This is a genomic window from Thioalkalivibrio sp. ALMg9 (assembly GCF_000380625.1).
GTDB lineage: Bacteria > Pseudomonadota > Gammaproteobacteria > Ectothiorhodospirales > Ectothiorhodospiraceae > Thioalkalivibrio > Thioalkalivibrio versutus.
Genome location: NZ_AQYC01000009.1, coordinates 150,370 through 164,014, shown reverse-complemented (window position 1 = coordinate 164,014; position 13,645 = coordinate 150,370). Strand labels below are relative to the sequence as shown.

Below are 13,645 nucleotides of genomic sequence, written 5' to 3'. Positions count from 1 at the left end.
TCCCCGCAGTCACCGATCCAATCAGTCGGTTGCGCGCTTCACGTCCGCGGCGGGCATGCCGCTTTGCTGCGGGCGCCGCGCCTCGTCACTGGACATGTCCTGCGGCGTGATGCCGCCCTGCTCCAGGCCCTGGGCGGGGCCGGCCGACTCCTCCGGCTCGCCGCTGCCGCAGCCTAGCGCCAGCAGACCCACGGCCGTCAGACCGATCACCAGGGGGGCGGCTCGCTGAATCTCTCGCATCATCTTCACTCTTGATCCATGTGTACTCGAAGCCTGCAAACTCTGCGGCGGGCGTGCAACATCGAGTGTAACAGGCGGGGGTTCCGGCAAGGGCTTCAGGCGGCGCCCACCGGCAGGATCCGGGTCCCCGCCTGCCCGGCCAGGATAGCCGCGGCGTCCTCCAGCGAACCGATCCCGACCCGAATGCCGCCCTGGGCAGCGCGCCGTGCAGCCTCCATCTTCGGCCCCATGGAACCGCCCGGGTACGCCGCCGGCTCCACGGCCGTAACCAGAAGCGCCTTCAGGCGCCGGGCGTCCGGTGTGCCCCAGTCCATGTAGACGCCGTCGACATCGGTCAGCATCAACAACCAGTCCGCCCCGACATGCGCGGCCAGGCGCGCGGCCGTCAGGTCCTTGTCCACCACGGCCTCGATGCCGTATAGACGCCCGTCGCCGTCACGCGCGACCGGTACGCCGCCGCCCCCGGCACAGATCGCCACCGACCCGCCATCCACGAGACTGCGGACGGCCTCCATACCCAGCAGGCGTTGCGGCTCCGGCGACGCCACCACCCGCCGCCAGCCCTCGCCGTCTGGTGCCACGTCCCAGCCGCGCTCGTCGGCCAGCGCGCGGGCGCGGGCCGCGTCCCAGGTCGGGCCAATGAACTTTTCCGGGTGGTCGAAGGCGGGGTCGTTCGGGTCGACCTCGGTCTGGGTGAGCAGACTCGCCACCCGGTCATGGCCCAGCGCGTTATGCAGCTCCCGCGCCAGGATGTAGCCGATCATGCCGTGGCTCTCGGCCCCGACCACATCCAGCGGCCAGGCGATGCGATCGCATTCCGCCTGATTGGCGAGCAACCCCACCTGCGGCCCGTTGCCGTGGGTGACGACCACCTCGTGCTCGCGCGCCACGGCCGCGATGGCTGCCGCCGCACACTGGGCGTTGTGCTGCTGGGCCTCGGCCGAGGGGGTCTCGCCGCGTTGCAGCAGGGCGTTACCGCCCAGCGCGATCACGATACGCATGGCGGGCCTACTCCGTACTTGAAGGGTTGGGTCAGGTGCGCGGGAGCGTGACGCCGCGCTGGCCCTGGTATTTGCCACCGCGGTCCTTGTAGGAGGTCTCGCAGACCTCGTCGGACTGCAGGAACAGCATCTGCGCCACGCCCTCGTTGGCGTAGATCTTGGCGGGCAGCGGCGTGGTGTTGGAGAACTCCAGCGTCACGTGGCCCTCCCACTCGGGCTCCAGTGGGGTCACGTTCACGATGATGCCGCAGCGCGCGTAGGTCGACTTGCCCAGACAGATGGTCAGCACATCGCGCGGGATGCGGAAGTACTCGACCGTATGCGCCAGGGCAAAGGAGTTCGGCGGGATAATGCAGCAGTCCGACTGCACGTCCACGAAACTGCCCTCGTCGAAGCCCTTGGGGTCGACAACGCTGGAGTTGATGTTGGTGAAGATCTTGAAGTGATCGGAGCAGCGCACGTCATAGCCGTAGCTCGAGGTCCCGTAGGACACGATCCGCTGCTCGTCGCGGTAGCGGATCTGGCCGGGCTCGAAGGGCTCGATCATGCCCTTCGTCTCGGCCATCTCCCGAATCCAGCGGTCCGCCTTGATGCTCATTGGGCCTGTCCCTGGTGGCGCACCGGATCAGTTGTCCTGGATCACGATGTTGGGGAATTTGCTGCTGTAGTCCTTGGACTGCTCAGCCAGCTTGGCACCCGTGCGCCGTGCGATCTCGCGGTAGATCTCCGTGATGCGGCCCTCCGGGTCGGCGACCACGGTGGGTTCGCCACCGTCCGCCTGCTCGCGGATGCGGATGTCCAGCGGCAGTGCGCCCAGCAGATCCACGCCGTATTCCTCCGCCATGCCCTCGGCGCCGCCCTGGCCGAAGATGTATTCCTCGTGGCCGCACTTCGAGCAGATGTGGATGCTCATGTTCTCGATGATGCCGAGCACCGGCACCTCGACCTTCTCGAACATGCGCAGGCCCTTGCGCGCATCCAGCAACGCGATGTCCTGCGGCGTGGTCACGATCACCGAACCGGAGACCGGGATCTTCTGCGACAGGGTTAGCTGGATGTCACCGGTGCCCGGCGGCAGGTCGATGATCAGGTAGTCCAGCTCCTTCCAGTTGGTCTCGTTCAGGAGCTGCTCCAGCGCCTGGGTAACCATCGGGCCACGCCAGATCATTGGCGTGTCCTCGTCGATCAGGAAACCAATGGACATCGCCTGCACGCCGTGGCGCTCCAGCGGCTCCATGCTCTTGCCGTCCTTGGATTCCGGCTTGTCCTTGATCCCCAGCATGCGCGGCTGGCTGGGGCCATAGATGTCGGCATCCAGGATACCGACCTGCGCGCCCTCGGCGACCAGGGCCAGCGCCAGGTTGACCGCGGTCGTGGACTTGCCCACCCCGCCCTTGCCGGAAGCCACGGCGATGATGTTCTTGATCCCCGCCATTGGCTTCAGGCTCTTCTGCACCGCGTGGGTCGTGACCTTCGTGCTGATGGTGACCTCGGAGGACTCGAGCCCGGCCACACCCGCCAGGGCACCCTGGATGGCGGCGCGCAGCTCGTCGTGGTACCCAGCAGCGGAATACCCCATCTGGATATCGATCGCGGCACGGGCACCGTCCACGCGGATGTCCCGGACCTCGCCGGCGGCGACCAGGTCCTGCTCGAGGTACTTGTCCTGAACGGTCTTCAGGGCGTTTTCGATCTGCTCTCGCGCGAGTTCGGCCATGGGTACGTGGCATCCGATGTTGGGAGTGATCGCGCGATTCTACTGGCCTCGGTGCACGACGCCAATGGCACCACGAGCCACCCGTCCTTTCCGAAGCCCCCCAGGCGCGAATCAAGGCAGGTGTCAAGGCCCTTGCGACGGTTTTATGCACAAAGGACCTGAAGATAGGGAACATCGGCCAAGATAGGCGCACAAGCATCTAAGTCGCTGCACCATTGTTCTTCAAGATACTGTTTTACCTACATTCCTACGCGTTGGTCGTTTTTTAACCAATTTGTCATGCGGCCTTGTGTGGCAAGGCCTGGCGACCGATTCCACCGGGTTGCCCACAGAGTTATCCACAACTTCTGTGGACAACATGCCGGAGCCCTTGGCACGCCTCGACAACCCGCGAGCCAAACCCGACAATAGCGCCCCTGCACCCGCGCCCGGTGCCACCCAAACGAGCCAAGCAATGACCGATACCCCGCGCAAGATCCTCGTCACCAGCGCCCTGCCCTACGCCAACGGCCCGATCCACCTGGGCCACCTGGTGGAATACATCCAGACCGATATCTGGGTGCGCTTCCAGCGTTCGCGCGGCCACGAGGTCATCTATGTCTGCGCGGACGACGCCCACGGCACGCCGATCATGCTCAAGGCGCGCGCCGAGGGCATCGAGCCGGAAGAACTGATCGCCCGCGTGCGCCAGGAGCACGAGGCCGACTTCGCCGACTTCCGCATCGGGTTCGACCACTACCACTCCACCCATTCGGACGAGAACCGCGAGCTGGCCGGGCAGATCTACACCGCGCTGCGCGATGCCGGACATATCGAGACCCGCACCATCGACCAGGCCTATGACCCCGAGGCCGGGATGTTCCTGCCCGATCGCTTCATCAAGGGCACCTGCCCCAAATGCGGCGCCGCGGAACAGTACGGCGATTCCTGCGAGGCCTGCGGCGCGACCTACAGCCCGCTGGACCTGAAGGACCCGGTCTCCGCGATCAGCGGTGCGCGCCCGGAGTCGCGCGCCTCCGAACACTACTTCTTCAAGCTCGGCGACTTCGAGGCCTTCCTGCGCGAATGGACCCGCTCCGGACGCCTGCAGGACGCGATCCGCAACAAGCTGGACGAGTGGTTCGACACCGGTCTCAGCGACTGGGACATCTCCCGCGACAAACCCTACTTCGGCTTCGAGATCCCCGATGCGCCGGGCAAGTACTTCTACGTCTGGCTGGACGCACCGATCGGCTACATGGCGAGCTTTCGCGCCTACGCCGCGCAGCAGGGGCTGGACTTCGACGCCTGGTGGGGGGCGGACTCCGACGCCGAGCTGTATCACTTCATCGGCAAGGACATCGCCTACTTCCACACCCTGTTCTGGCCGGCCATGCTGCACGGTGCGGGCTATCGCACCCCCTCGGCGGTGTTCTGCCACGGCTTCCTGACCGTCAACGGGCAGAAGATGTCCAAGTCGCGCGGCACCTTCATCCGCGCCCGCGACTACCTGGAGCACCTGAACCCGGAATCCCTGCGCTACTACCTGGCCGCCAAGCTGGGCGACAGCGTCGACGACCTGGACCTGAATTTCGAAGACTTCGTGCAGCGCGTGAACTCGGACCTGGTCGGCAAGGTGGTCAACATCGCCAGCCGTTGCGCCGGCTTCATCAACAAGCGCTCCAACGGCGAACTGGCCGCGGAACTCCCGCGCCCGGACCTGCACGAGGCCTTCGTTGCCGAGGGCGAGGCGATTGCCGAGGCGTTCGAGAAGCGCGAATTCGCCCAGGCGATGCGCCGCATCATGGCCCTGGCCGACCAGGCCAACCAGTACATCGACGAGGCCCAACCCTGGGTCCTGGCGAAGCAGGAGGGCCGCGAGGCCGAGGTCCAGGCGATCAACACCCAGGGGCTGGACCTGTTCCGGATCCTGATCGTCTATCTCGCCCCGGTGCTGCCAAAGCTCGCCGCCGACGCCGCCGAGTTCCTGAACCTGGAAGACACCCGCTGGGCCAGCCGCGAGCCGCTGGTCGGACGCAGCATCCAGAAGTTCAAGCCGCTGATGACCCGCATCGAAGCGGAGACCATCGACAAGCTGCTGGAGGCGTCGAAGGCCACCCTGGCCGCGACCGAGGCATCCAGCGCCACCGACAACGCCGCCCCGGAGGCGACCGTGGATCCGATCGCCGCGACCATCGACTTCGACACCTTCGCCCAGGTGGATCTGCGCATCGCGCGCATCGCCAACGCCGAACACGTCGAGGGCGCGGACAAGCTGCTGAAGCTGACCCTGGACATCGGCGACGAGACGCGCCAGGTATTCGCCGGCATCAAGTCCGCCTACGCGCCGGAGGACTTGATCGGTCGGCATACCGTGATGGTCGCCAACCTGGCCCCGCGCAAGATGCGCTTCGGCGTCTCCGAGGGCATGGTGCTGGCCGCCGGCCCGGGCGGCTCGGAGCTGTACATCCTGAATCCGGATGACGGCGCCCGGCCCGGCATGCGCGTCAAGTAGTGCCCGCCCCCGGCGGCGCGATTTACGCAGAACACCCGCGGCCCATGGATTTGCGCCCGTTGCTCGCGTAAGCTGCCGCTCTTTTCTCGGTCCCCGGACGCATGGAACAAAGCCCCGAATTCAAAGCACAGATCCGCCTGCTGGCCGACGCCGGACGCGAGCTCGCGGAACGCGGCTGGCTCCCCGCGCGCACCGGGCACTTCTCCGCGCGCCTGGATGACCAGCACATTGTCATTACCGCTCCCGGGCGCGGCAAGGATCTGCTGGATGCGCACGACTTCATGGTCGTCGATCTGGAAGGCCACCTGATCTCCGGCAGCGGAGACCCCGGCCCCGAGACCTTCCTGCACATCATCATGTACCGCCACGACCCCAAGCTGGGGGCCGTGCTGCACACGCACAGCGTCCACGGCACGGTGCTTTCGCGCCAGGTCGCCGGGACGCTGCTGCTGCGCGACTACGAGGCCCTGCGCGAACTCCCGGGTTGCGAACACCCCTCGCGCGGCCTCCAGATCCCGGTGTTTGCCAATCACCCGGACATGCAGCAGCTGGCCGCCCAGGTCGACGCCGCCATGACGCGCAATCCGGAGCTCGCCGGGTATCTGATCAACGGGCACGGCCTCTACACCTGGGGTCAGACCGTAGAACTGGCGATGCAGCGAACCGAAGCCTTCGAGTTCATGTTCGAATGCGAGACGCTGGCCCGCCAGCTCGTCGTGTAATGGCCACCTCTGCCGCGCATTCGGCGCCTCAGGCCATCATCCTGGCCTTCGAAGGGATCCTTGCCCCATCCGGCGTGCTGCGCGAGACGCTGGAGCCACATGCCCAAGAGGCGCTGCCCGGCTTCCTCGAGCGTCACGCGGAGTCCACCGCGGTACAGCGCACCCTGGCGGATATCCTCGCCTACTCCGGGCGCGAGCTGGACGCGGATGGCCTGCTCGCCCAGATCCGCGCCTGGATTCGCGGCGGCCAGGACATTACCCCGGTGCGCCAACTGCAGGGCATGGTCTGGGCGGACGCGCTGGAGGCCGGCGCGCTGCAGCCGCAACTGGACGCGGCCACAGCCGAAGCCCTGGTGCACCTGCACGCGGCCGGCGTCGCCCTCTACAGTTTCGGCGCAACCCCGGCCCCGGTGCAGCGCGACTGGCTGCGCCACAGCCCGCACCCGGAAGTGGAAGAGTGCCTGGACGGGCTGTTCGATACCCGGATCGGGGGCCGGCGGGATGCCGGCAGTTACCGCCGTCTGGCGGAAGAGATCGGCCGCACGCCCGAGACGGTGCTGGTCCTGTCCGCGCGTGGCGACGAGCTCGATTGCGCGCACCAGGCCTGGCTAATGACCGCCCGGCCCGAGGCCGACCCGAATGCGCAGGACGCGCATCCGGTACGGTCCTTGACCTCGCTCATGCCCGCGGGCGCGCAGGGCAACTAGTCTCTTACTCAGGACCGCTGACAAGAAGGTTGTCCGCCGCACACCTGGAAGCCGCCCAAAGACGGGGTCACTCCGCAGAAAGCGGGTACCCACGAAGCCCTCGGGGTTGAGTACGCTGTACCACTCCCGGATACTGTATTGTTGACCTGACGACTCGGAATTAACGTGGAATACGTCCTGATACTCATCAGTACGATCCTCGTGAACAACTTCGTACTGGTGAAGTTTCTGGGCCTGTGCCCGTTCATGGGGGTCTCACGCAAGGTCGAGACGGCCACCGGCATGGGCCTGGCCACGACCTTCGTGCTGACGTTGTCCGCGGTCAGCTCCTACGTGATCAACGAGTACCTGCTGCTCCCGCTCGGGCTGGAGTACCTGCGCACCATCGCCTTCATCCTGGTGATCGCCGCCGTGGTGCAGTTCACCGAGCTGGTGGTGCGCAAGACCTCGCCCCTGCTGTACAACGTGCTGGGCATCTTCCTGCCTCTGATCACCACCAACTGCGCGGTGCTGGGCGTCGCCCTGCTGAACGTCCAGGAGGCGCACAACTTCGTCGAGTCGGCCCTGTACGGCTTCGGCGCCGCGGTCGGTTTCTCGCTGGTCCTGATCCTGTTCTCCGCCATCCGCGAGCGGATCGCGGTGGCCGACGTGCCGGTGATGTTCCGCGGCAGCGCGATCGCCATGATCACCGCCGGGCTGATGTCGCTGGGGTTCATGGGCTTCTCCGGGCTGGTTCGGCTGTGAGCGTGCTGTACGCCATCCTCGCGATCGGCGGCCTGGCCGCCGTATTCGGGGTGATTCTGGGCTTCGCCGCGCAGCGCTTTCGCGTGGAGGCGGACCCAGTCGTCGATCAGATCGATGCCCTGCTGCCGCAGACCCAGTGCGGCCAGTGCTCGTATCCCGGCTGCCGCCCGTACGCCGAGGCCATCGCCGCGGGCGAGGCGGACATCAACCGCTGTCCGCCCGGCGGCCAGGCGACCGTGCGTGCCCTGGCGGACCTGCTCGACCGCGAGCCCACACCGCTGGAGGAAGAAGAACAGGAAAAGGCCGTCGCCATCATCGACGAGAACATCTGCATCGGCTGCACCCTGTGCATCCAGGCCTGCCCGGTGGACGCAATTCTCGGGGCTGCCAAGCAGATGCACACCGTGATCGAGGAAGAATGCACCGGCTGCGAGCTGTGCATCGAGCCCTGCCCGGTGGACTGCATCACCATGGTCCCGGTCGGCACCGACATCACCGAATGGCGCTGGTCGGAGCCGGACCCTTCGCCGATCGAACGGCCCATCCACGTCATCGCGGACGGTTCGCGGCAGCCCGGCTGAGCCGGATGCCCGCGAACCGTTAGAATACGCTTATGCAGCTGCATCGCTTCCATGGGGGCCTGAAACTGGCCGAAGAGACCGACGCCAGCACCCGCGACCCGGTGCTGGTGATGGGCGTGCCGTCCCGGCTGATCGTCCCCCTGGGCCAGCATATCGGCGAGGCGGCGGAGCCCTGCGTGGCAGTCGGGGACCGTGTGACCAAGGGCCAGCGGATTGGCCAGTCCAAGGGCTATATCGCAGCCCACGTGCATGCCCCCACCTCCGGCGAGGTGGTGGAGATCGCCGACCACGCGGTACCCCACCCTTCGGGCCTCAGCGCCCCCTGCATGACCATCCAAAGCGATGGCCGCGACGACTGGGGCGAAACCCGCATGGAGCCCTGGCTGGACTGGGACACCCGCGACCCGCGCAAGCTGCGCCAACGCATTCGCGATGCCGGGATCGTCGGACTGGGCGGAGCCGCCTTTCCTACTGCGGTCAAGCTCAATCCGCGCGCCGGCCAGCGCATCCACACGCTGATCGTGAACGGGGCCGAGTGCGAACCCTACATCAGCGCCGACGACTCGCTGCTGCGCAGCGCCCCCGAGGCGGTATTCGAGGGCATCCGCATCGTCGCCCACCTGCTGGGTGTGGAGCGCGTACTGTTCGCGGTGGAAGACAACATGCCGGAGGCCATGCGGGCACTGACCGAGACCCTCCCCGGCGAACTGCGCGAACGGGTCCAGTTGGTCTCGGTGCCATCCATCTATCCCACCGGCGGCGAGCGCCAGCTGATCAAGGTCCTCACCGGCCAGGAGGTCCCCAGCGGCGGCCTGCCGGCGGATATCGGGATGATCTGCAACAACCCGGGTACCTTCAAGGCGGTCTGCGATGCGGTGATCCAGGGTCGCCCGCTATTGTCGCGCATCGTCACCGTCACCGGGCCGGGCGTGCAGCATCCGCGCAATGTCGAGGCCCTGCTGGGGACCCCGTTCGCCGATGTGATCGCCGCCGCCGGTGGCTATGCCGAGGGCGTGGACCGCCTGGTGATGGGCGGCCCGATGATGGGCTTCGCGGTCCATGACGACGCCATCCCGGTGATCAAGGGGACCAACTGCCTGCTGGCGACCCGCCCGCAGGACACGCCCGCACCCGGCCCGCTGATGCCCTGCATCCGCTGCGGCGAGTGCGCGGCCGTCTGCCCGGCGCAACTGCTGCCGCAGCAGCTGTACTGGCAGGCCAGGGCCAAGGACTTCGACGCGACCCAGGAGTACGGCCTGTTCGACTGCATCGAATGTGGCTGCTGCGCGCATGTCTGCCCCAGCAACATCCCGCTGGTGCAGTACTACCGCTATGCCAAGAACGAGATCTGGGCGCGCGAGAAGGAGCGCCAGAAGTCGGATATCGCGCGCGAACGCTACGAGTTCCGCCAGGAACGCATCGAGCGCGAGGAACGCGAAAAGGCCGAACGCATGGCCAAGAAGAAGGCCGCGCTCAAGAAGAAAGACAGCAGCGCCGACGGCGCCAGTAACGAAAACAGCGACAAACAGGCCGCCATCCAGGCCGCGCTCGAGCGCGCCCGAGCGCGCAAGGCCGCCAAGGCCGGGGACGCCGTCGAAGGCGCGGCGACCGAGCAAGCGGACAAGGCGGCCGCCACCCCCGAGACGCACACCGAACCCTCCCAATCCGGCGAACGCGATTCCACGGACACGGGCGACCGCTGATGCGCTTTCGCACCGAATCCTCGCCGCACATGATCCCGGCCCACTCGGTGGGCGGGGTCATGCAGCAGGTCCTGATGGCGCTGGTGCCCGGCACCCTCGCGATGGCCTGGTTCTTCGGCTGGGGCGTACTGGTCAATGTGGTCCTGGCGGTGCTGTTCGCGGTGGCCTTCGAGGCCGCGATCGTCGCCGCCCGCAAGCGCCCGGTGATGCCCACGCTGGGCGACAACTCGGCGATCGTCACCGGCTGGCTGTTCGCGCTGGCGATACCGCCGCTCACACCCGTCTGGGTCACCCTGATCGGCATCGCCTTCGCCATCATCGTCGCCAAGCACCTGTATGGCGGGCTGGGCTACAACCCGTTCAACCCGGCGATGGTCGGCTACGTGGTGGTACTGGTCTCGTTCCCGCGCGAAATGGCCCTGTGGCCGGCCCCGGACACCCTGTCCGAGATGTCGCTGGGCCTCGGGCAGACGCTGCAAACGGTCCTCACCGGCAGCCTCCCGGCCGCCATGGACTGGGATGCCATCACCCGCGCCACACCGCTGGATGCGATGCGCGAGGGCCTGGGCGCCGGGCGCACGGTCAACGAGCTCACCACCAGCCCGCTGTTCGGCACCTTCAGCGAAACCAGCTGGGAGTGGATCGGCAATTTCTTCCTGCTCGGCGGGCTGTACCTGTTGTTCCGGCGGATCATCCACTGGCACATCCCGGTGGCGGTGATCCTGGGCGTGGCGATCCCGGCCGGCTTCTTCTGGATGCTGGACCCGGACTCCTTCGCCTCGCCGGCCTTCCATGTATTCAGCGGCGCGGTGATCATCGGCGCCTTCTTCATCGCCACCGACCCGGTGTCCGCCTCCACCACCCCGCTGGGGCGCATCCTCTACGGGGCCGGCATCGGCCTGCTGATCTTCGTCATCCGCACCTGGGGCGGCTACCCGGATGCGGTCGCCTTCGCCGTACTGTTGATGAACATGGTCGCCCCGACCCTGGACCACCTGACGCGCCCGCGCATCTTCGGGCGCGAGCGCCGCGGACCGCCACCGGGGGACGGCCATGGGTAACCTGAAGCCACGGGACATCCTGCTGGCGACCGCCCTGCTCGCTGGGTTTGCCGCCGCCGGGGCCGGCATCGTCGCCCTGGTACAGGACTCCACCGAGGCGCGCATCGCGGAGAACCGCATGGCGGTCAATCGCAACCGCATCGCGGAGCTGACCGGGGAACTCGACTACCGCAACGACCCGGTCCACGACACCATCGATCTGCACCACGAGCTGCTGGGTGGAGGCCCCCTGCCGGTCTGGTTCGCCCGCGATGCCGAGGACGAGGTGGTTGGAATCGTCTTCTCCGCGATCGCCCCGGACGGCTACAGTGGCAATATCCACCTGCTGATCGGCGTCGACCGCGACGGCGAACTCCAGGGCGTGCGGGTCTCCGCGCACCGCGAGACCCCGGGCCTGGGCGATGCCATCGAGGCCGAGCGCTCCGACTGGATCCGCGGCTTCGACGGGCGCTCACTGGGCAACCCACCGGCCGAGGGCTGGCACGTGCGCAAGGACGGCGGGGTCTTCGACCAGTTCACCGGGGCCACCATTACCCCGCGTGCGGTGGTTCGCGCCGTCTATCGCACGCTGGAATACTTCGACCATCACCGTGACGAATTGCTGGCGACCCGGCCCGAGGAAACCGGCTCCGTCACGGAACCGCTCCCGACCAGCGAGATCAACGGGGACGACGAGGCAAGCCGATGAACCCGACCCTGACCGACATCATTCGCGACGGCCTGTGGCACAACAACCCCGGGCTGGTGCAGCTGCTGGGACTGTGCCCGCTGCTGGCGATCTCCGGCACCATGGTCAACGCGATTGGCCTCGGCATCGCGACCACCCTGACCCTGCTGCTGTCGAACGTGCTGGTCTCGCTGATCCGTGACCATGCGCGCCCGGAGATCCGCATCCCGGTGTACGTGCTGATCATCGCCTCCATCGTCACCGCCATCGAACTGGCGATGAACGCCTGGTTTCACGGGCTGTACCTGATCCTCGGCATCTTCATCCCGCTGATCGTGACCAACTGCGCCATCATCGGCCGCGCCGAGGCCTTCGCCTCGCGCAACTCGGTTCCGCGCGCCGCGCTGGACGGGCTGATGATGGGACTGGGCTTCACCGGCGTGCTGATTGCCCTGGGTGCCCTGCGCGAGGTGCTCGGCCAGGGCACCCTGATGGCCAACGCCCACCTGCTGTTCGGCGACTGGGGCCACGGCATGACCCTGCAGCTCTACCCGTCCGAGCACGGCTTCCTGCTGGCCCTGCTGCCCCCCGGCGCCTTCATGGCCATGGGCCTGCTGATCGCCGCCAAGAACTGGATCGACAGCCAGTTCGAAGCGGAACCGAGCCCCACCGGCGACGAGACCGCGACCGCAACCGAGGCGAGCCCCGACAACGCCTGATCGGCTCCGGCCTTGATTCCTGGCTGTCAGCCGGTAAACTTCCGGCGCCACGAATCCGTTCTACCGGGGCCACCGCCCCGGACATTCAAACGTCCCAGGAGATTGGCATGGCTGGACACTTCCCGTTTGCTGGCAAGCGCGGCACGCGCTACGGCCTCGCCCCGCGCGGCACGATCGCCGCCTTTTTCGAGAACCACGGGTTCAACGACGAGCTCCAGGAGAAGTACTACAAGTGGTGGTACGACTTCGCCAAGGACTTTGTCGAGAAGGACAGCGACCTGTCCTACACCATGATCCGCAAGTTCGACAGCTACCCGATGGGCACCCATGCCCACCATGCGTTCCACTTGAACGACAAGTACTGGCCGAGCTGCCTGGACGAGCTGGGTTCGTTCATCCGTGACGTCATCTTCCCGAAGATGGACGAAAAGGCGATGCACGACATCGAAGAGAAGCACGCCAAGCTGATCAAGGACCTGGAGAAGGAAGCCGAGTCCAACCCGCGCGACGCCGCGCCGGATATTGGCCATTTCCGCCACGTCTGAGCAACGCCACTACGCGAGTTGCCGGCCCCGCGAAGCGGGGCCGGTTTGTTTGGAGCCCCCGCATCCATGAACGCCGCGAAGCGAGAAGCCATCTTCGAACGCCTGAAGGCGGCGAACCCCGAGCCGACGACCGAGCTCGACTACGACACCCCCTTTGAACTCTTGATCGCGGTCATCCTGTCGGCCCAGGCCACGGATGTCGGCGTCAACAAGGCCACCCGCCGTCTCTACCCGGTGGCGAACACCCCCGAGGCCATCCTCGAGCTGGGCCTGGACGGTCTCAAGGAACACATCAAGACCATCGGCCTGTACAACGCCAAGGCCGAGAACGTGATGAAGACCTGCCGCCTGCTGGTGGAGCGCCACGGGGGCGAGGTCCCGCGTGATCGCGAATCGCTGGAAGCCCTACCGGGGGTTGGTCGCAAGACCGCGAACGTGATCCTCAACACCGCCTTCGGCGTCCCCACCATCGCGGTGGACACCCACATCTTCCGGGTCGCCAACCGCACCGGCCTGGCCCCGGGCAAGACCGTGCTGGAGGTGGAAAAGCGCCTGATGCGCCTGACCCCGAAGGCCTACTTGCAGGACGCCCACCACTGGCTGATCCTGCACGGGCGCTACGTCTGCAAGGCGCGCAAGCCGGAGTGCTGGCGCTGCCCGATCGAGGATCTGTGCGAATACAAGGCGAAGACGCCGCCCCCGACCCGTGGCGCCTGACCACCACCAATACCCCGAGGACACCCC

At 66.9% G+C, this 13,645-nt stretch carries 15 protein-coding genes; 11 read left to right on the top strand and 4 right to left on the bottom strand.

The window, feature by feature from the left end; all coding sequences use genetic code 11:
• Positions 1 to 21: 21 nt before the first annotated feature.
• The 4 genes from F792_RS0109950 to apbC all read right to left on the bottom strand — a co-directional run bounded on the left by F792_RS0109950 (position 22) and on the right by apbC (position 2,958).
• Positions 22 to 240, bottom strand: a complete 219-nt coding sequence (locus tag F792_RS0109950) for a hypothetical protein (RefSeq protein ID WP_026287977.1) — start codon at positions 238 to 240, stop codon at positions 22 to 24.
• 95 nt (positions 241 to 335) lie between these two features.
• A complete protein-coding gene (locus tag F792_RS0109945; protein ID WP_018169460.1) occupies positions 336 to 1,241 on the bottom strand; it encodes a carbamate kinase in 906 nt (301 codons plus the stop codon).
• 31 nt (positions 1,242 to 1,272) lie between these two features.
• Entirely contained in the window at positions 1,273 to 1,839 is a 567-nt protein-coding gene (dcd, locus tag F792_RS0109940) for a dCTP deaminase (RefSeq protein ID WP_018169459.1), read from the bottom strand.
• A 27-nt stretch (positions 1,840 to 1,866) separates the two neighbouring features.
• The gene (gene apbC / locus F792_RS0109935; protein WP_018146032.1) at positions 1,867 to 2,958 is read right to left on the bottom strand and encodes an iron-sulfur cluster carrier protein ApbC; all 1,092 of its coding nucleotides are present in this window, start codon (positions 2,956 to 2,958) and stop codon (positions 1,867 to 1,869) included.
• Between the two features lie 454 nt (positions 2,959 to 3,412).
• Here apbC and metG point away from each other — a divergent pair, with 454 nt between their 5' ends.
• The 11 genes from metG to nth all read left to right on the top strand — a co-directional run bounded on the left by metG (position 3,413) and on the right by nth (position 13,618).
• Positions 3,413 to 5,452, top strand: coding sequence for a methionine--tRNA ligase (gene metG, locus F792_RS0109930; protein WP_018169458.1), 2,040 nt, complete (start codon positions 3,413 to 3,415; stop codon positions 5,450 to 5,452).
• Positions 5,453 to 5,553: 101 nt separating this feature from the next.
• Positions 5,554 to 6,174 (top strand): methylthioribulose 1-phosphate dehydratase, encoded by a 621-nt coding sequence (gene mtnB / locus F792_RS0109925; protein WP_018169457.1) that lies wholly within the window; start codon positions 5,554 to 5,556, stop codon positions 6,172 to 6,174.
• Positions 6,174 to 6,881, top strand: a complete 708-nt coding sequence (locus tag F792_RS0109920; protein WP_018169456.1) for a hypothetical protein — start codon at positions 6,174 to 6,176, stop codon at positions 6,879 to 6,881. Before mtnB ends, F792_RS0109920 begins: the two co-directional genes overlap by 1 nt.
• Positions 6,882 to 7,046: 165 nt before the next feature.
• Complete coding sequence (rsxA, locus tag F792_RS0109915) at positions 7,047 to 7,625, top strand: electron transport complex subunit RsxA (protein WP_018146036.1); 579 nt, start codon at positions 7,047 to 7,049, stop codon at positions 7,623 to 7,625.
• The gene (rsxB, locus tag F792_RS0109910) at positions 7,622 to 8,206 is read left to right on the top strand and encodes an electron transport complex subunit RsxB (protein WP_018169455.1); all 585 of its coding nucleotides are present in this window, start codon (positions 7,622 to 7,624) and stop codon (positions 8,204 to 8,206) included. Before rsxA ends, rsxB begins: the two co-directional genes overlap by 4 nt.
• A 32-nt stretch (positions 8,207 to 8,238) precedes the next feature.
• Positions 8,239 to 9,909 carry an electron transport complex subunit RsxC gene (rsxC, locus tag F792_RS0109905; protein WP_018169454.1) on the top strand — a complete coding sequence of 557 codons (1,671 nt, stop codon included), beginning with the start codon at positions 8,239 to 8,241 and terminating at the stop codon, positions 9,907 to 9,909.
• Positions 9,909 to 10,970, top strand: coding sequence for an electron transport complex subunit RsxD (gene rsxD, locus F792_RS0109900; protein WP_018169453.1), 1,062 nt, complete (start codon positions 9,909 to 9,911; stop codon positions 10,968 to 10,970). Before rsxC ends, rsxD begins: the two co-directional genes overlap by 1 nt.
• On the top strand, positions 10,963 to 11,658 hold the full coding sequence (rsxG, locus tag F792_RS0109895; RefSeq protein WP_018169452.1) for an electron transport complex subunit RsxG: 696 nt from the start codon (positions 10,963 to 10,965) through the stop codon (positions 11,656 to 11,658). Before rsxD ends, rsxG begins: the two co-directional genes overlap by 8 nt.
• Complete coding sequence (locus F792_RS0109890; RefSeq protein ID WP_018146041.1) at positions 11,655 to 12,356, top strand: electron transport complex subunit E; 702 nt, start codon at positions 11,655 to 11,657, stop codon at positions 12,354 to 12,356. Before rsxG ends, F792_RS0109890 begins: the two co-directional genes overlap by 4 nt.
• 107 nt (positions 12,357 to 12,463) lie before the next feature.
• Positions 12,464 to 12,901, top strand: a complete 438-nt coding sequence (locus F792_RS0109885; RefSeq protein WP_018169451.1) for a hypothetical protein — start codon at positions 12,464 to 12,466, stop codon at positions 12,899 to 12,901.
• Positions 12,902 to 12,967: 66 nt separating this feature from the next.
• Entirely contained in the window at positions 12,968 to 13,618 is a 651-nt protein-coding gene (gene nth, locus F792_RS0109880; protein WP_018169450.1) for an endonuclease III, read from the top strand.
• Positions 13,619 to 13,645: the final 27 nt, after the last annotated feature.